Consider the following 16,882-nt stretch of genomic DNA (forward strand, 5'->3'; position numbering starts at 1 on the left):
CGGTCAGCGCGAACGGCCACGTGCGTGGCCCGGCGTCGGAAGGCAGCGTCGGCGGCGGGGCGGCCGCGGGCGGCACCGCGGCCGCCGACCACGCGACACCAGGAACTGGCCCCGCTGAGCCTGGCCCGGCGACGAGGTCGAGCAGCTCCGTGCGCGCTCCGGCCTGGCGTGCGCCGCAGCTCAGGCAGTAGCGCGCAGCGGGACCCAGCGGTGCGTGGCAGACGGAGCAGACGGCGCCGTCGAGCACCGGCGTGGAGGTCGGGAGAGGGAGGGTGGCGGACACGGCGAGGAGAAACTACACTAATCCGATGCGCTTTCACCTATTTACCGCTGCGGGCCCCGCAGCGGAGCCACGCGGATGACCGCCGCCGTCTGCCCGACCTGCGGGACCGCCCACGGTCCCGCGCAGCGCTACTGCCTCGGGTGCGGCGCGCTGATCGGCCAGCGCTCGGTCGAGATCGAGCAGGCGATCGCCTTCGGGCACGATCGCGGCGGCGTCCGCGAGACCCGCGAGGCAGCACCGTCCGCGCCGGTCGAGACGCCATCACCCGCGCCCGCCGCGCCCCTTGCGCCCCCCGCGCCCGCCGCGCCCGTCAGCGTCTGGCGCCGGCCCGCCACGTCGATCGCGACGGTGCTCGCCCTCGCCTCGGGCGTCACCGCCGGCTTCCTCACAGCACCCCAGGGCGGTACGGCCGGCGGCACGCCCGTGGCGCAGGCCGGACCGGCCGGCAAAGCGACGACGCCGTCGACGGCCGTGCCCGAGACGACCGCCGCGCCGACGACCACCGACGACGCGCCTGCCGACTCCGCGTCCGAGAAGGGGGACGCCGAGACCGCGTCCTCCTCCGACGCCGCGGAGACCTCCTCCCCCGCCGCCACGCCCGCGCCCGCCGATGCGACGCCCGCCCCGGCCGACGACGCCAGCGCGTCGTCCCCCTCCCCCTCGCCGGCCAAGACCAACGCCAAGACGCCCGCCTCCAAGCGCCGCGCGGCGACCCCGTCGTCCGGCAAGGGCGGCAAGCGGTCCGGCACGAAGGTCGCGTCCAACCTGCCGAAGATCAGCCACATCTGGGTGATCGGGATCGGCGCGCCGGTGGCCCCGCGCGACGGCGGCTACCTCGGCGAGGCCCTGCTCGCCCGTGCCACCGAGCTGCCCAAGTACACGCCGGCCTCGACCGACCCGCTTGCCGGTGCCGCCGCGCTGGTCGCCGGCCAGGAGCCGTCCGCGGACGCGAAGACGATCACCACCCAGCTGACCGCCGCCAAGCGGTCGTGGCGGGTCTACGCTCCGGGCACCCCGAGCTGCACCGACGCGCCCGGCGTCAACCCGCTGCTCGCGTTCCCGCTGGTGACCTCGGCGGCGGACTGCGCGGACGCGGTCGCCGGCTTCTCGGCCCTCCCCGACGACCTCGAGTCGGACGACGCCACGCCGGCGTTCTCCTACCTCGCGACCGACCCGACCCTCGACGCCGCCGGGCTCGACGACCAGCTGAAGCAGCTCGTCGAGCCGATCCGCAAGAGCGCCGCCTTCAAGGCGTCGGGCCTGATCGCGATCGTCCCGACCGCCGCGAACCCGGTCGCGCCGACCGGGGCCCTGGTCCTCTCGCCGTTCGCCGCCGGCAGCACCTCGATCGGCACCAGCTTCGGGCCCTACTCGTTGTTGCGGACCTTCCAGGACCTGCTCGGCCTCGACCGCCTCGGCCACGCCGCGGACAAGGACGTCAAGGCTCTCGGGCCGGACGTCCTGGCGAAGGACTGAGGCGGGCCAAGCCCACGCACAGCCCGCCTCCCGCAGCCAAACGCGACCAGCACCTTGGGAACAGGCATCCGGCACACCGCCTAAATTCATGGGGTGTGGATATCTCCAATCTGGCCTGAAGAGGCAGAGCCGATCGGCGAGGCCGAGCGGAGCAACCTCGAGGGGCGTGCCCGCAATGGCGAAATCGAGACACAAGGCACTGGCCACCTTGCAACCAAGAGCGCCATCAGCACCCTGATTCTGGTCGATCGACGCGAAAGCAGCGAAAGTTGACCAGTGGACCCACGTCGGACCTTCCTGGCGGCTCAAGCGAAGCCACGGACGACGACGCGTACCGCTTCACGATCGACCTCCCATTCGGAGGGGTCGAATGCGAAGGGTGCGGCGAGGCCGGCGAAGAGGGAGCCTGCGTACATTGCGGCGAACCCATTCCTGCTCCAGCAGAGGACCACGCCCTCGTCACCGCGCGCATCGCCGCCCTCAGCCCGCTCCTCCGGGAGTTCGAAGCGCTTGAGGCTGCTCTCCTAGCCATCCGGACCGGATCTACCGTCGTGTCCGCCGACCAGCTCAACTCGATAGTCGTTGACCTCGACATCTACGGTCTTGCGGCTAGTGCGATTGGATTTCCCAGGAAGGTCCAGGATCTAGAGTTCGACGACACCGCCGAAATCGGAGGGCACACCCGGGCAGCGATCGCGCGATTCGTGCCAGAAGTTCAAGCGCTCGTGTCCGCTGCGAAAGATCTCGCGTGGTTTGAACCTGAAGGCCCTGGCCTCAGGTTGCAGAACCTCACGATCGCAGGAAGCCAGTGGGCTGCCGGCACAGTAAGAGCAACACTGGAGGCCCTCGTCGCGCCATCTCCTTACGAGGCGCGACGCGCCACCGCCGTATTGCAGGGTTTCCTCGAAGGATCACCGGCGGTGCAGGAAGCAATCGTAGTCCTCGATGAGATCACGGCCGCGACGCGCCCCGACGCCAACAGTCGCCTTGAACTCGTGCTCGGGAGGCCGGGGCCCTTCACGGACGAAGCAGGCTTCATCGACTTCTCCCTGGTGTTCGGTGCCTTCTCGAACGAAGAGAACCCCCTGGGGGCCATCGACGCGGTAGCACGGCGCTATTTCGCCGACTGCCTCGGGGACGTTGAGGTCACGACGGGCGCCGCAGTAATTCTTACGCTCCCCATGATGGGACTGGCGAGTCTCGATCGTCCGCTCACTGCACACCAAATTCTGCGGGGAACCGTGCGGACGCTGGAATCCGCCTGGGAGGAGAACGCAGCAGCGACGCTTGACTGCTTGCGCACGACAAGCGAGGATGCCGCTCTTGTGCTGGGTGGCCTGAGCAGAGCCCAGAACGGCCTCCGACTACTTGCCCTAGCCGAAGAACACGGCTGGGTCGATGAAGCAAACGCGTTGATGCAAGTAATGAATGCCTATCGCGAGCTTGCCGAGGCCCCATTTCGGACCTTCGCCTGGACGGTCTATCGACTCCATCACCTCTCCGCCGCAGCTTTGGAGAACACACCTCCACCGATGCTCGGCGAGCTCGCTGAAAGATTGGACGCCTCCCAAAACAATCTGCTTGTTCAGATCGGTGGATGTGTCAACCGCAAGATTCGCAACGCTGCCTCTCATGCCCAATACCGGTGGCTCCGCGAAACGTCCGAGGCGGAAGACCTTCGAACAGGGCAACGCTGGAGTCTGGACGAACTCACCGCGGCAGTAGAAGACCTGGTGAGCGCCGTCCTCGGGCTCGACGCTGGCCTCGCGTGCTTTGCAGCACGCGAACACGTGTCGTCAGAACTTGGCGAACCGCCCGAATTTGACGCTCTAGATGGCCTTTTGACGACCATCATCCGCGCGCTTTTCGCAGCCCAGGGGTACCACGTCCTCACCGTCGCCGACGGAATGTGCGAGATCACTCTCGACGTAGATGAGATCTCGCTCATGAAGGCCATTCCAGTGCTCGGCGGGATCGCAACGCTCGACGGCATCGCGGGCCCGCGACTCTCGCTATTCGGCCCCGCTGGCGAGCCGCTGCTTTCGGTCGAGGCGGCCGAGCTCCGTGCTGCCGCCGCCGTCGACGAAGAAGTCCGTGACCTCGCGATCGCCACGCTATGCCGGCGCCTTGAACTTAACCCCCGGAGCGACAGCGAGTTTGCAGGGTTGGCGATCGCACTAGTTGTTTTGCCGGCCCTACGAGAGGCATCCGAAGGAGCCGTCGGCCCAACTTACCTTACACGCCTACTTCGCAGACTCGAATACCTTTATAAACTACCGGAAGTCGGCGGTTCCAATGCGCTGCCTACTATCTCTCAGGCAATTAGTTCCATCTACCAGATGCGTTCGGGAAAGCAGAATATGGCCCGCAGCCTAGTGCTCCGCCTTACCCGTCTGCTGGAGTGGGCCTTCGCTCACGACCTTCGCACTTTCGACTGAGTTGTAGCTCGGGCCACAGACGTGCGCCCGGCGGTGGCGCCTCGGTGCCTAGTGCCCGGCCGCCAGCGGGTTCCCCGCCACCTCGACCGTCTCCAGCAGCGCCATGTCCTCGGCGTCCAGCGCGATCTCGCCGACGGCCAGGTTCTGCTCGAGGTGCCCGATCGAGCTCGTGCCCGGGATCAGGAGGATCCGCTCGGAGCGGTGCAGCAGCCACGCCAGCGCGGCCTGAGAGGGCGTGACGCCGTGCTTCTGCGCCGTCGCGGCAACCGCGGGGTCGGCGGCGAGCTTGGCCGGGCCGCCGGTGAACGCGGACCCGAGCGGGAAGTACGGCACGAACGCCAGGCCGCGCTCGATGCAGAGCTCGAGGACGTCCTCGCCGGAGCGATCGAGGATCGAGTACGCGTTCTGGACGCCGGCGATCTCCGTCAGCGACAGGCCCTCCTCCAGCGTCTCGCGGTCGACGGTGCTGAGGCCGATCAGGTCGAGCTTGCCCTCGCGGCGCAGATCCTCCAGGACCCCCAACTGCTCGGCCAGCGGCACGTCCGGCGCGCCATGCTCGTCCATCCGGCGCAGGTTCACCAGGTCGATCCGCTCGACGCGGAGCGACCGGAGGTTGTCCTCGACCGACGCCCGCAGCTCGGCGGGAGACTGCGCGGGCAGCCAGGCGCCCGCGTCGTCGCGACGTCCGCCGACCTTCGTCACGAGCCGCAGCCCGTCGGGGTAGGGGTGGAGCGCCTCGCGGATCAGGTCGTTGACGACGTCGGGGCCGTAGAACTGCGCGGTGTCGACGTGGTCGACGCCGAGCTCGACGGCCCGTCGCAGGACGGCGCGGGAGCTCTCGGGGTCCGCGGGCGGGCCGAAGACGCCGGGGCCGGCGAGCTGCATCGCGCCGAAGCCGATCCGCCGGACCGTCTTGTCACCGAGGGTGGAGTGCTGGGTCATGGATCCAGCCTGCGCTACGGTCGGAAGGGTGACAAGGACCGGAGCGATCATGGGAGTGGCACCACCACCCAGCCGTCACGCCGAGCTCGGCGAGTTCCTGCGGTTGCACCGTGAGCGCACCACCCCCGAGAGCGTCGGACTGGTCCCGGAGGGCCGGCGGCGCACGCCGGGCCTGCGTCGCGAGGAGGTCTCGCTGCTGGCCGGGGTCGGGCTCTCCTGGTACACGTGGCTCGAGCAGGGCCGCGACGTCACGCCGTCGGCCGGCGTCGTCGACGCGCTCGCCCGGGTCCTGCAGTTGACCACCGCCGAGCGGGCGCACCTGTTCCACCTCTCCGGCGTGCCGGTCCCGACGAGCACGGGGCCGTACCCGCAGGAGGCGCCGCCGGACCTGGCCGCGATCGTCGCCGGCCTCGCCCCCGCCCCGGCCTACCTCTTCGGCCCACGCCTGGACGTGCTGGCGTGGAACCCCGCCGCGACCTGCCTCCTCGGCACGCCGACCGCCGGCCCGGACGGCCGGCAGAACCTGCTCTGGTGGATGTTCACCGCCGACAGCCGCGGTGAGATGTGGGACACGACCGTCCGCCAGACCCTCGCGCGCTTCCGGACCGAGCACGCCCGCCGGCACGGCGATCCCGAGTTCGAGGCCCTCGTCGCGGCGCTGCACGAGGCGAGTCCGCTCTTCCGCGAGCTGTGGCCGCGCCACGAGGTCCTGGCCGCCCAACTCGGCACGAAGGTCATGGACCACCCGGACCTCGGCCGGCTGGAGATCTACCACCTGCAGTCGGTCCCGACGAGCCATCCCGACCTGCGGCTGACCCAGTTCGTCCCGGGCGATGACGCGACCCGGGAGGCGTTTGGGCGGATGGGGACGGCGCTGGGGGTTGGTGGGGATCCCGGTTCGTGAGGGCCGGGGGCGAGCTTCGGAGACGCCCCTCCCCGCACAGGCGCTCCCTACACCCCGCCGAAGAAGATCCGCACCCCCTCCTCCGGTGCCGTCGCGTTGGAGAGGTTCGCCACCGCGACGACCAGCATGAGCAGCGTGAGCGCGACCGAAGAGACGCCGGACGCTCCCAGCATCCGTCGCACGCCAACGCTCGCGATCTTCGCCGAGCGGCGCGCCCGCCACCCCTGCACGCCAACGGCGACGAAACCGGCGGCGAGGACCGCGGCGACAACGGCGAACACCGCGTGGTAGTGGGCGAAGTCGTCGACGATGGTGTCCAGCGCAGGCGATCGGGAAACGCCGGACGCCCCGGCAGGCTGCGCGAGCGCCTGGCGGACCTGGTCGACCGTGGCGGCCAGATCTCCGCCCCGCTGCTCGGGTCCCAGCAACGACAGCAGCGAGGCGAACGGCGCCATCGCGCCCTGGACGTTCACCGTCACCAGGACGATCGCGACCAGCGCGGAGATGGCGATGCCGACCGCTGCCGCGATCAGCGTGGCCGTCCTTCCTCCGCCCACGGCCCCGGACCGGGAGAGCGCCCGCCCGACGCGTGCCCCGAGCACGAGCAGGACGGCCAGCAACAGCCCCGCGATCAGCGCCTTCACGACGTGGTACCGCGCCCAGTAGTCGACCGCGGACTGGAGCGCCGGCGGGAAGTCGCCGCTTCCGGCGCTCCAGAACGCGGCGAACGAGGTGCGGGTCGCGTCAACGAGCGAGCCGTTGTCGGTGAAGCTCCGACCGTAGCTGCCGCCCGCCAGGCTCGCCGGGGCGATCACGAAGAGCGCGGCGAGCGCGGCGACCAGCGCGACGAGGTGCGAGGTCTTCGGACCGAACCGCTTGACGGCTGCGGCCGGCGACGAGCCGGCGACGCCGCGCGGGGCCTCCGGGTCCACGATCCGCATGGTGCGGCGCGGGCCGCGACATTTGGCGCGTCCGCGGGTCTCGAACACGGGTGGTGCGTAGCTCATGCCCTCAGCGTGAGCGCGTCCGCATCCACCCGCATCGGGCCACGGACGGAACCGAGGTCCGTCGTGAGGAGGAGCCGTTGCCCCTCGTTCGTCCCGCGGCGGGCTCATCGCGGACGATCGCTCCCCCGCCTCGTCATCGCCTCGTCGATCGACACGGCGGTCAGCACCAGCAGGCCCATCCGCACGTGCCCCTATCCGGGAGGGCCATCGCGGTGCCCGCGACCACCGCCCACGCCGCGAATAGTCTCGTCGGGCAGGCAACAGGACGACCGAGAGAGGGCGACGGCAACCATGGCGACAGGCGGCGGCAATCCCAAGGACGGCCAGGAGGAACCCTCCCCCTCCGACCTGATCGACGCGCGGATCGAGGAGCTGGGCGACTGGCGTGGGGAGACGCTCGCGCGGGTTCGCAAGGTCGTGCAGCAGGCCGCTCCCGACGTGGTCGAGGAGTGGAAGTGGCGCGGCGTGCCGACCTGGTACCTCGACGGCATGCTCTGCACCGGCGAGACGTACAAGGACAAGGTCAAGGTCACCTTCGCCAAGGGTGCCTCGCTGGACGACCCCTCCGGCCTCTTCAACTCCAGTCTCGACGGCAACGTCCGGCGGGCGATCGACCTGCACGAGGGCGACGAGCTCGACGAGCAGGCGCTGGCGGGCCTGGTTCGCGCGGCGGTCGAGCTGAACCAGTCCTAGGTCGTTGATCCCGGGGAGTCGTTGGACGTGGGGCGCGTTCCGGCGGTCTCCTGAGGCCCTACGGGACCGAGCGTCAGGCGGGGAAGCCGGGCGAGCATGCGGCCGACCCGCTCCAGAACGGTGCGGTCGCCGCCTGCCGTTCCGTGAGCGCACCGAAATGGAATCGTGAGCCACCAGAACGATGCGGTCGCCGTCCGCCGTGTGACGCCCCTCCGCCGCGGACGAGCGACCGCGGAATCACTCGCGAGGCCGGGGCTCCATTGCGAAACGAGCACGCCACGAGACCGCCCCCACAACATTGGGCCAGCCTCCCGTCAATCCCCGGAATACCCCATAGGCTGCCTCCGTTCGCCCTCCCCGCGACCCGGAGCCTCGCTCCTCGTCGTCATACCGCGTCGAGGCCCCATGTCGCTCCGATCTCCCCATTCCGTAGGGCGCGCCGCCGCGTGCCGGATCGGCCTGCTCGCCGCGACCGCCGGCCTGGCGCTGACGCCCGCGTCCGCGTCGGCCGCCGACTGCGCGACCACGACCACCTACTCCTCCGCGGGCACCTACGCCTGCTCGGTTCCCGCCGGCGCCGACGTCGCCTTCGTCGGGGCCACCGGCGGACACGGGTCCGGCGCCAACGGGTCCGACGGCGGTGCTCCCGGCGACTACGTGGCCGGCTGGTACTTCGTCGGTCCCGGCCAGGGCCTGAGCGCGGGCACCACGCTCCAGACCGTCGTCGGCAGCAGCAACAGCGGCCGGACCGCCCCCTTCGGCGGCGGCGGGTCCGGCGGGACCGGCGCCCAGGCCGACGGTGGTGCCGGTGGCGGCGCCAGCTCCGTCTCCACCGACGACTCCACGCTCGTGATCGCCGGTGGCGGGGGCGGCGGTGGTGGCGGCAACCTCGAGGGCCCGTTCTACACCAACACGACCTTCAACGGCGGCGCCGGCGGCGGCCCGGGTGGTGGCGGCGCCCAGGGCGCGGGCATGCCCTACATGCTCGACGGCTTCAACCCCGGCGGACGGCTCGGCGGCATGGGCGGCGGCGGCGCGAACGGCGGCAACGCCGGTGGCGGCGGCCCCGCCTACTCCAGCTACTACCCGACGGTCCCCCCGAGCTGGCCCACCGGCAACAGCGGCGGCGGACTCTCGGGCGGGGACGGCGGTGGCGGCGGCAACGCGCTCGCGGGTGGCGGCGGCGGTGGCGGCGGCTACGCCGGAGGCGGCGGCGGTGGTGGCGGCAGCGACATCGTCCGCCAGCAGGAGATCAATCCCCCGCAGGGTTGGGACTACTACGCCGACGTGCGCGGCGAGGTCCGTGACGGGGCCGGCGGTGGCGGCGGAGGATCCGACCTCGTCCGCGGTGCGGTGACGAACGTCGCTCAGCGCACCGACACCACGGGCAGCTCGAGCGTGCAGCTCCGGTTCGAGCCGGCGAAGCCGCTGTCGCTCGTCGCCTCCCCCGCGCCCGCCTCCTCGTGCTCGACGGTCCGCCTCTTCGTCGCGCCCGATTCGACCACGACGCTGACCGGCACGGTGACCGTCACCGAGGGCAGCCGGACCGTCGCCTCCAACCCGGTCCGCCAGGAAGCGGGCTGGGGGCCGGGCGGGATCGTGACCTTCGACGCCGCGCTCTCCAGCGGCACCCACCAGCTGGTCGCCACCTACAGCGGCGACGAGCAGAACGCGCCGCGCGTCTCCGCCCCGATCAGCGTCAGCGTCGCCGGCTGCGAGGGCCCGTCGACCACGACGCTCGCCTCGTCGAAGCCCTCGGCCGACCTCTGCGCGCCGGTGACGCTGACGGCGACCGTCTCCGGCAGCGCCCCGACCGGGACGGTCACGTTCCGTGACGGGAGCGACCAGATCGGCCAGGCCGCGGTCGATGCGAGCGGCCACGCGGCGATGACGACCGCGACCCTGACCGCAGGCAGCCACTCGATCATCGCCTCCTACGGCGGCGACAACTCCATCGGCGGCGACCAGAAGAACGCGCCCAGCGCCTCGGCGGCGCTCACCCAGACGATCGTCGCCTCTGGTCCCGGGGCCGGTTGCAGCTACTCCTTCGCCGCCGGCGCGATCGGCTCGGTGCCCGTTCCGCCGGACGCGACCAGCATGACCGTGACCGCCCTCGGCGGCAGCGGCGCGAGCACCCCGGCGGTCGGGAACAGCTACGGCCTGCGGGGCGGAGCGGGCGCGAGCGTCACCGCGACGATCCCCGTCGGCGGCAGCAGCCCGGTCGCCGGCGGCAGCACCCTGACGGTCGCCGTCGGCGCGGACGGCAACGGCTGGCAGGCCACCACCGGAGGCGGCGGCGCGGGCGGCCGCCCCGGCGCGGCCGGAGGCGGCGGGACCGTGCCGGCCCTGGCGGGCGGTGCGGGCGGTGGCGCGAGCCGCATCAGCGTCGGGCAGACCCCGGTGCTCGTGGCCGCCGGTGGCGGCGGGGCGGGCAGCGGCGACCCGGCCGCCTCCGGCGAGGCCGACAGCATGAGCGGGCCCGGCGGCCTCGCCGGCCGTGACGCCGACAGCGCCCCCTTCGGCTCCGACGACGAGCTCGGTGCCGGCGGTGGTGGCGCCAGCGCCGGGGCCGCCGGAGTCGCGGCGTCGGCCCGCAACTCGTTCCCGTTCGAGGGCGCCGGCTCGCCCGGCACCGCCGGCAACGGCGCCCAGGGCGGGACCGGCGGCTCGTCGTACGGCGGCCTGCCGCCGTTCTCCTCACAGGGCCGCAACTACGCGGGCGGTGGCGGCGGCGGGGGCGGCGGGCTCTACGGCGGCGGTGCCGGCGATCCTGGTGCGGCCGAAGGTGGCGGGGGCGGCGGCGGATCGAGCTTCGTGACCCCGGCCGCGAGCGCGCAGGCGGTGACCTACAACTACTGGCAGCCGCCGACGCTGAGCATCCAGTTCAGCGCCCCGGCGAGCAGCCGGGCGACGGCCCGCGCGGCCGGCAAGCGGGCAACGCCGAAGCGCCCGAAGCTGACGCGCGTCAGCGGGCGACCGAAGCTCACCGGCGTCCGCCGGTCGACGGCCTGCATCACCGTGGCCGGTACCAAGGACGCGCGCCCGCGCAGCCTCCGCGTCGGGTACCGCCTCTCCAAGGGGGCCACGGTGACGTTCCGCCTGCGCCGCAGCAGGAACGCGCGGATCCGGACCCACTGCGCCCCGACCTCGCGGAGCCGTCAGCGATGGACGCCGGGCCAGGTCCGGCAGCTCCGGCAGCCCGCCGGCCGTCACTCCACCACGGTCGACCGCGAGCACGGGAAGCTGCAGGCCGGCAGCTACCAGCTGACCGTCTTCGCGACCGACGACCACGGCCAGCGCTCGGTCGTGCGCCGGCTGCGGTTCGCGGTCATCCAGTAGCGAACGGCCCGGGGACCGGAGGCCCTACGCCCCGGTCCCCGCCGCCCCCGCCAGCAGCTCCACGATCCGCCCGGCGTAGGTGCCGTCGGGGTCCAGGGTCGGGTTGTAGATCGTCAGGTCCATGCCGATCAGGGCCGGGCTGCGCAGGAGCGGCACCAGCAGCCGCTCCAGCTCGTCCCAGTCCAGGCCCTCGTCCTGCGGGTAGTCGACGGCGGGCAGGGCCCGGGCGTGCAGGACGTCCAGGTCGAGGTGGAGCCAGAACCCACCGCCGTCGCCCGCGAGGCGCGTGACCGCGTCGCGGCCATGCTCCCCCGGGGAGCCGGCCAGCGCGGTCCCGTCGACGATCGCCATGCCCGGAGCGAACGCGCGCGGATCGGGCGCGCCGTGCGCGGCCGCTTCCGCCTCGTCGACCGGCCCCAGGCAGATCACGCGATCGTCGGCGAACAGCGGCACGCGGTCGCCGAGACCGGTCAGCGGCGGTGCCCCGACGCCCAGCAGCACCGCCAGCTCCATGTCGGCGCCCTCGCCGCTCTCGGAGCTGCCGCCGTCGTAGCAGTCCAGGTGCCCGTCGACGAACGCCAGGCCCGCCTCCGGATGCGTCCGCTGAAGCGCAGCGGCGGCGCCGAGCAGGACGGTGCAGTCGCCGCCCAGCAACAACGGTCGCCGGCCCGCCCGCAGGAGGGCCTCGACCGCATCCCGCACGACGAGATTGGCCGCCACGAGATCTGCCAACCCGATCACGCCCCAGGCGGGATCGCGCTCCGGATCGGCGATCACCACCTGCAGGTTGCCGTGGTCCTCGAGCCCCAGCGCGGCGACCAGCCCTGCCCCGCGCAGGGCCGCCGGCATCCGCTCGCAGCCGGCGAACCGGCCGGAGCAGTCGTAGGGCGCGGCGACGATGCAGTCGAGCGGGGTGCGGTCCGGCGCGGCGGGGTCCTGGCGTTCGACCATGGTCGGGATTCTCGCGCGTCGGCCGCGCGCCTCCGGGTGCCGGTGGCTAGCCCCGCCCCTCCAGCTCCGGCGGGAGCGCCTTGGTGCCGTCGGGGTAGAGGAACGTCAGCTGTTCGTCGGTCATCTCGAGCGTGTTCGCGGCCTCGAGCGGGGCCCCGACGACAAGCCACAGCACCGACTCCTCGGTGTCGTTGAAAACCTGCCGAACATCGGTCGCCTCGACGTGCACGCTCGAGAGCCGCGGGAGCGTCAGGAGTTCGTCGCCGACGCGCATCCGCCCGGTGCCCTCGAGCACGACGTAGAGCTCGTCCTGTTGCTGGTGGCGGTGGCGGGTCGACGCCTGCCCCGGCTCCAGGCGCCACATCCGCGCGCCCAACGCCGTCGCTTCCAGTTGCCGGGCGAGGTCCGTGTTCAGGACGCCCATCTGGTTCGACGGGCGCCAGAACGCGTCGTCGGCGGGCAGGACGCGAAAGCTCATGCCGGTGAATCTACCTCCACGAGCGCCACTTCCCGGGGCGCAGCGCAACTTGGCTCGATCCCGCGGTTCTATGCGGCTGTGCGTGCTCATGTCGTCCCCCATCCATCGACCAGGTTGCGCAGCGCGATCGTCGCCGTCCTCGGGGCGACGGGCCTGGCGCTCGCGGCGACGACGGCCGACGCTCACGCGTTGTCGAGCTGGTCGGTGTCGCCGGCCCGCTTCTTCGGAGAGCCGGAGACCGCATCGGCGACCGCCACGGCGAACGGCCGCATCTGGCAGGTCTCCTTCGACCGCCTGAACCGACCGGTGCTGCGTTGGCGTCGTCTCTCCGACGGCCAGGCCGGAGCGCGCGCCGTGCGGATCCCTCGTCCTCGCGGCAGCGACCTCCAGTCCGAGACGCTCGGCGGCAGCGACACGCAGCTCTTCGTCGCCGGCCAGCGCGGATTCGTCGCCGGCGACTGGTGCCTGGAGCGCGACGACGAGAACGACTGCCTGAAGAGCCGCGGCTTCGACGTCCAGTTCTCGCTTCGCACCGGTCGTGTCCTCCGCTCGGCCCGACCCCGCGAGGCCCCGCTGCTCGTCGGCGGCACCCGGATCTCGTACCTGGTCCGGCGGTGGTCCGGTCCGGCGTTGCTCCGGGACGCGATCACCCGGCGGCTCGTTCGGCGCCTCCCCTACAACGCTCGCGACGTGCAAGGCGCCGGCCGGTTCGTGTCGTGGAGGGACCCGGACGCCTACGATCGGCGGCACGGGGATCCCAGCCAGAGCGCCGGCCCCAGCTGGACCGCGATCCACGTCCGCGACCGCAGCTCCGGCCGGGTCATCTACGACCTGCGGCAGAGCGCGCTCCGCGCCGCCGTCCAGCCGAAGGGCGGCGTCGCCGTGCAGGACGCGCAGCTCACGCCCGAAGGCTCGCTGGCGCTGTCGGTCGAGCTGGACGCCGAGCGATCGTTCTGGCCCGTCGTGGTCGACGCCGCCGGTCGCATCCACCGCGTCTCGGAGGCGCCGTTGCGACGGCCGGTCCTGTTCTGGTCCGCGATCCGGCGCGACCGCGTGCTCCTCTACGTCGACACCAACGGGGAACGACTCTGTGGCCCCAGGACGGGCTGGCTGACCGAGGTCGGCGGACACCGCGGAAACCGCCTTCGGACCCTCCCGCGCACCGCCGGCCACCGGATCTCCCAGAGCCCGGACTTCGAGACCCCGACCACCCTCAGCTGGGTGGAGGGTCGGGACAGCGCCAGCAGTGAGCGCTACCGGGTCCGCGTCGGCCACGATCTCCGGAGCATCCCCCTGACCCGCAACCAGCGACCGCGGTGCTGAACGGCCAGCAGGACCGGCGCCGGGCCGGCCGCTAACGAACGTCGGCGCTGGCCGGCGCCGGGGCACCGTCGAGGGCCTCCCCCAACTGAGATCGCGACCCGATCCCGAGCTTGCGGTAGCTGCTGCTGAGGTGCATCTCGACGGTCTTGACCGTCACGAACAGCTGCTCGGCGGTCTCGCGATTCGAGCGCCCGTCGGCGGCGAGCCGCGCCACCCGCAGCTCGGCCGGCGTCAGGGCGGATGGGCCCGACGCCGTCGCCCGACGCGGGCGCGCGCCACCGGCCACGAGCGCCGCGTGCGCCCGCGTCGCCAGCGGTGCCGCGCCGCAGCGGGCCGCCAGCTCGTAGCCGGACCGCAGCGCCTCCCGGGCCTCGAGCGTCCGGTCCGCGGCACCGAGGGCTTCTCCCCGGCGGACCTGTGCCGTCGCGAGCACCACCCGGGCGTTCGCCTCCGTCGCCAGCTCCACCGCCCCGCTCAAGTGCGCCAGCCGCTCGCTCCCCGCGGTGCAGCCGGCGAGGGCGAGCAGGGCCAGCGCGCGAGCGCGGGGCTCTCCGAGCCGCCCGGCGACGTCGACCGCCTCGTCGGCGATCCGGCGGGCCTCGCTGCGGTCGCCGAGCGCGAGCTGGCACGCCACCGCGTGGGGCTGCCAGAAGATCGGCAGCGGCGTGGCCGCCCCGGCCATCCGCATCCAGCTCGCGGCCAGATCGCAGTCCGCCAGCGCCCCGACGTGGTCGCCCTGGGCCTCCTTCAACCGGATCCGGCTGGCGAGCAGCAGCAGGCACCCGAGCAGGGGCGGGAGGATGCCCTGCCCGCCGTAGCGCTCCAGCTCGCCGGCGGCGCGGTCCAGCTCGCCCCGCGCGACGAGCGCGTCGACCAGCGAGCCGACCAGGGTCGGCATCCCCATCGGCACCTCGGCGGCTTCGAGGCCCAGGATCGCCTCGGCCTCGGCGTCGGCGAGCGCGCCCTGGGCCAGGAGCAGCGTCGCGCGGGCGTTGGCCAGGTGCGACTGGGCGACCGGCGAGCCCGTCCGGGCGACCGCCCGCGCGCCGGTCTCGATGTGCCGCACCGCGCCGCTGACGTCGCCGCCGAGGATCAGCGTCACGCAGGCCAGCCCGAACGGCGGACCGTGCGCGCCGACGTCGTCGATCAGGCCGGCGTCGAGCGCTGCCCGCACCTGCTGGATGCCGACCGGGCCCGAAGTGATGGCGTCGTGCACGCCGGCGAGCACCAGCACCAGCCGGCCGACGGGGGTGTCGGGGCGGGCCAGGCGCCGGGCCCGCCCGAGGCGCGCGGTCAGGTCCTCCCCCAGCTCCAGGTCCCACTGGGCGTTCGAGAGCGCCGTCGCCTCCAGCGCTCCCGCCAGCTCGGAGTCCTCCGCGCCGAGGGCGACCCGGGCCGCGTCCAGGCGCTCCACCGACTCGCGGGTCCGCAGGCTCACCAGCAGCGGGAACGCGAGGTCCATCGCGATCCGCGCCCGCCGCTGGACGTCGGCCGTCCCCTCGAGGGCGGCGGTCAGGATCGGGACGGCCGCGGCCATGTCGGAGTGCGACACGATCACCCCCAGCTGGTGCTGGACCCGTGCGGTCTCGGCCTCGCTCGACGGTGGTTCGGCCAGCGCCCGCTCGAGCATCGTGCGGGCGCTGTCGCTCGCCCCGCGCGCGGCGGCGGTGTGCGCGGCGGCCCGCAGGACCTCGACCGCCCACGGATCGCCGGCCGGGGAGGCCAGCAGCAGGTGCGGGGCGATCACGTCCGGCCGTCCGCCGGAGGCCGCCAGCACCTCGGCGGCGCGACGGTGCGTCTGCTCGAGCAGCTCCGGACCGAGGTGCTGCTCGACGGCCGTCCGGACGAGCGGGTGGCAGAGCTCCAGCTCGGGACCGACCGCGACGATGTCCAGCGCGTGCAGCCGTCCGATCGCGGTGCTCGCCGCGTCGGGCGGGAGGCGGGCGACCTGCTCGGCGAGCCCCCGGGCCGCCGGCTGGCCGAGCACGCAGAGCGCGGCGACGAGCGCGAGCCCGTCGGCGCCGACCGTCCGCAGCCGGGCCGCGACGAGCTCCGCGATCGCCGACGCCATCAGGTCGGTCACGCCGGCGGCTGCATCGTCGTCGGGACCGACGCCGCGGCGAGCGAGCTCGCCGGTGGTCTGGCGGACGAGCAGCGGGTTGCCGCCCGTGACCGCGTGGCAGGTCGCGCAGAACTCGTCCGAGGCCTGCGCGTCGAACGCCGAGCGGATCAGCTGGGCGGTCCCACCCGGGCTGAGCGGGCCGAGCCGGAGGATCAGGGCGGCGGGCTCGCGCGCGAGCTCGCGGGCCAGGTCGTCGGCGGCCGCGACCTCGCCGGGACGGCGGGCGAGCACCAGCGTGACCGCCAGCCCGTCGAGCCGCCGAGCGAGGTGCTCGATCCAGCGCCGCGACGGCGGATCCGCCCACTGGACGTCGTCCACCGCGATCAGCAACGGGCGTTCGCGCGCCAGGTTGACGACGAGCCAGTAGAGCCCGTGGAGCATCGTGAAGCCGGCGTCGAGCGGCAGCGTCGCCTCCGGGTCGACCGCATCGAAGAGCACCGCGGCCTGCTGCGCCGCCCCCTCGAACGCCCGCTCCCGCTCCGCGTCGGTCAGCCGCGCGATCACCGGTTCGAACAGCTGGCGCACGACGCCGAACGCGAAGCCGGCCTCGCGCGGGCCGCCTCGCCCCCGCACGACCGAGACCGTCGCGGCCTCGGCCCCGTCCAGCGCCCGCGCGATCAGGGCGGTCTTGCCGATCCCGGCTGGACCGTCGAGCAGGACCAGCGTGCCGTCGCCGTTCCGGGCGGCGACGACGGCGTCGACCAGCACCCGGAGCTCGCGCTCCCGATCGAAGAGGTCGCGTTCGCGCAGCGTCTCCACTCCGGCCCATGCTAGACGCCGTGTCAGCAGATCGGGTGCGGCTCCGGGAACGACGAGCGCGGCGCGGCCCGGGCGTCCATCGAGCAGCGGGCCACCGTCTCACCGGGAGCCGCGGACGTCTCCGAGCGTTCCGGCTCCCGCGGCCGGAGAAGTCCCGGGAACCCACC

11 protein-coding genes are annotated in these 16,882 nt (G+C 73.1%); 6 read left to right on the forward strand and 5 right to left on the reverse strand.

Annotated features, from left to right (window positions below; translation table 11 throughout):
• Positions 1 to 358: 358 nt before the first annotated feature.
• Together ACVUH9_RS02660 and ACVUH9_RS02665 are read left to right on the forward strand one after the other, a co-directional pair.
• Positions 359 to 1,759 carry an alkaline phosphatase family protein gene (locus ACVUH9_RS02660; RefSeq protein WP_475753668.1) on the forward strand — a complete coding sequence of 467 codons (1,401 nt, stop codon included), beginning with the start codon at positions 359 to 361 and terminating at the stop codon, positions 1,757 to 1,759.
• 551 nt (positions 1,760 to 2,310) lie between these two features.
• Positions 2,311 to 4,197: a hypothetical protein gene (locus ACVUH9_RS02665; RefSeq protein ID WP_475753670.1), complete on the forward strand. Its 1,887-nt coding sequence runs from the start codon at positions 2,311 to 2,313 to the stop codon at positions 4,195 to 4,197.
• A gap of 48 nt (positions 4,198 to 4,245) precedes the next feature.
• On the opposite strand, the gene ACVUH9_RS02670 is transcribed toward ACVUH9_RS02665, so the two are convergent.
• Complete coding sequence (locus tag ACVUH9_RS02670; protein ID WP_475753672.1) at positions 4,246 to 5,139, reverse strand: oxidoreductase; 894 nt, start codon at positions 5,137 to 5,139, stop codon at positions 4,246 to 4,248.
• A 55-nt stretch (positions 5,140 to 5,194) separates the two neighbouring features.
• Here ACVUH9_RS02670 and ACVUH9_RS02675 point away from each other — a divergent pair, with 55 nt between their 5' ends.
• Positions 5,195 to 6,043 (forward strand): helix-turn-helix transcriptional regulator, encoded by an 849-nt coding sequence (locus tag ACVUH9_RS02675; RefSeq protein ID WP_475753674.1) that lies wholly within the window; start codon positions 5,195 to 5,197, stop codon positions 6,041 to 6,043.
• 47 nt (positions 6,044 to 6,090) lie between these two features.
• Here ACVUH9_RS02675 and ACVUH9_RS02680 read toward each other — a convergent pair whose 3' ends face one another.
• Positions 6,091 to 7,050 (reverse strand): hypothetical protein, encoded by a 960-nt coding sequence (locus ACVUH9_RS02680; RefSeq protein ID WP_475753676.1) that lies wholly within the window; start codon positions 7,048 to 7,050, stop codon positions 6,091 to 6,093.
• Between the two features lie 291 nt (positions 7,051 to 7,341).
• On the opposite strand from ACVUH9_RS02680, the gene ACVUH9_RS02685 reads away from it, so the two are divergent.
• A complete protein-coding gene (locus ACVUH9_RS02685; protein WP_475753677.1) occupies positions 7,342 to 7,743 on the forward strand; it encodes a DUF1801 domain-containing protein in 402 nt (133 codons plus the stop codon).
• 405 nt (positions 7,744 to 8,148) lie between these two features.
• Positions 8,149 to 11,082 (forward strand): Ig-like domain-containing protein, encoded by a 2,934-nt coding sequence (locus ACVUH9_RS02690; protein WP_475753679.1) that lies wholly within the window; start codon positions 8,149 to 8,151, stop codon positions 11,080 to 11,082.
• A gap of 24 nt (positions 11,083 to 11,106) precedes the next feature.
• Here the strand turns inward: ACVUH9_RS02690 and ACVUH9_RS02695 are convergent, their stop codons facing one another.
• A complete protein-coding gene (locus ACVUH9_RS02695) occupies positions 11,107 to 12,033 on the reverse strand; it encodes an arginase family protein (RefSeq protein WP_475753681.1) in 927 nt (308 codons plus the stop codon).
• A gap of 46 nt (positions 12,034 to 12,079) precedes the next feature.
• Positions 12,080 to 12,511: a cupin domain-containing protein gene (locus ACVUH9_RS02700; protein WP_475753683.1), complete on the reverse strand. Its 432-nt coding sequence runs from the start codon at positions 12,509 to 12,511 to the stop codon at positions 12,080 to 12,082.
• A gap of 114 nt (positions 12,512 to 12,625) precedes the next feature.
• On the opposite strand from ACVUH9_RS02700, the gene ACVUH9_RS02705 reads away from it, so the two are divergent.
• Positions 12,626 to 13,834 carry a hypothetical protein gene (locus ACVUH9_RS02705; RefSeq protein ID WP_475753685.1) on the forward strand — a complete coding sequence of 403 codons (1,209 nt, stop codon included), beginning with the start codon at positions 12,626 to 12,628 and terminating at the stop codon, positions 13,832 to 13,834.
• 31 nt (positions 13,835 to 13,865) lie between these two features.
• On the opposite strand, the gene ACVUH9_RS02710 is transcribed toward ACVUH9_RS02705, so the two are convergent.
• Positions 13,866 to 16,715, reverse strand: a complete 2,850-nt coding sequence (locus tag ACVUH9_RS02710; protein WP_475753687.1) for a helix-turn-helix transcriptional regulator — start codon at positions 16,713 to 16,715, stop codon at positions 13,866 to 13,868.
• Between the last annotated feature and the right edge of the window lie 167 nt (positions 16,716 to 16,882).

It is taken from the genome of Patulibacter ginsengiterrae (assembly GCF_056269115.1).

Excerpts from the sequence above, each read along its gene's own strand:
- ACVUH9_RS02700 (WP_475753683.1), bottom strand. The coding sequence starts at position 12,511 with ATGAGCTTTCGCGTCCTGCCCGCCGACGACGCGTTCTGGCGCCCGTCG.
- ACVUH9_RS02685 (WP_475753677.1), top strand. The coding sequence starts at position 7,342 with ATGGCGACAGGCGGCGGCAATCCCAAGGACGGCCAGGAGGAACCCTCC.
- ACVUH9_RS02690 (WP_475753679.1), top strand. The coding sequence starts at position 8,149 with ATGTCGCTCCGATCTCCCCATTCCGTAGGGCGCGCCGCCGCGTGCCGG.
- ACVUH9_RS02695 (WP_475753681.1), bottom strand. The coding sequence starts at position 12,033 with ATGGTCGAACGCCAGGACCCCGCCGCGCCGGACCGCACCCCGCTCGAC.
- ACVUH9_RS02670 (WP_475753672.1), bottom strand. The coding sequence starts at position 5,139 with ATGACCCAGCACTCCACCCTCGGTGACAAGACGGTCCGGCGGATCGGC.
- ACVUH9_RS02660 (WP_475753668.1), top strand. The coding sequence starts at position 359 with ATGACCGCCGCCGTCTGCCCGACCTGCGGGACCGCCCACGGTCCCGCG.
- ACVUH9_RS02680 (WP_475753676.1), bottom strand. The coding sequence starts at position 7,050 with ATGAGCTACGCACCACCCGTGTTCGAGACCCGCGGACGCGCCAAATGT.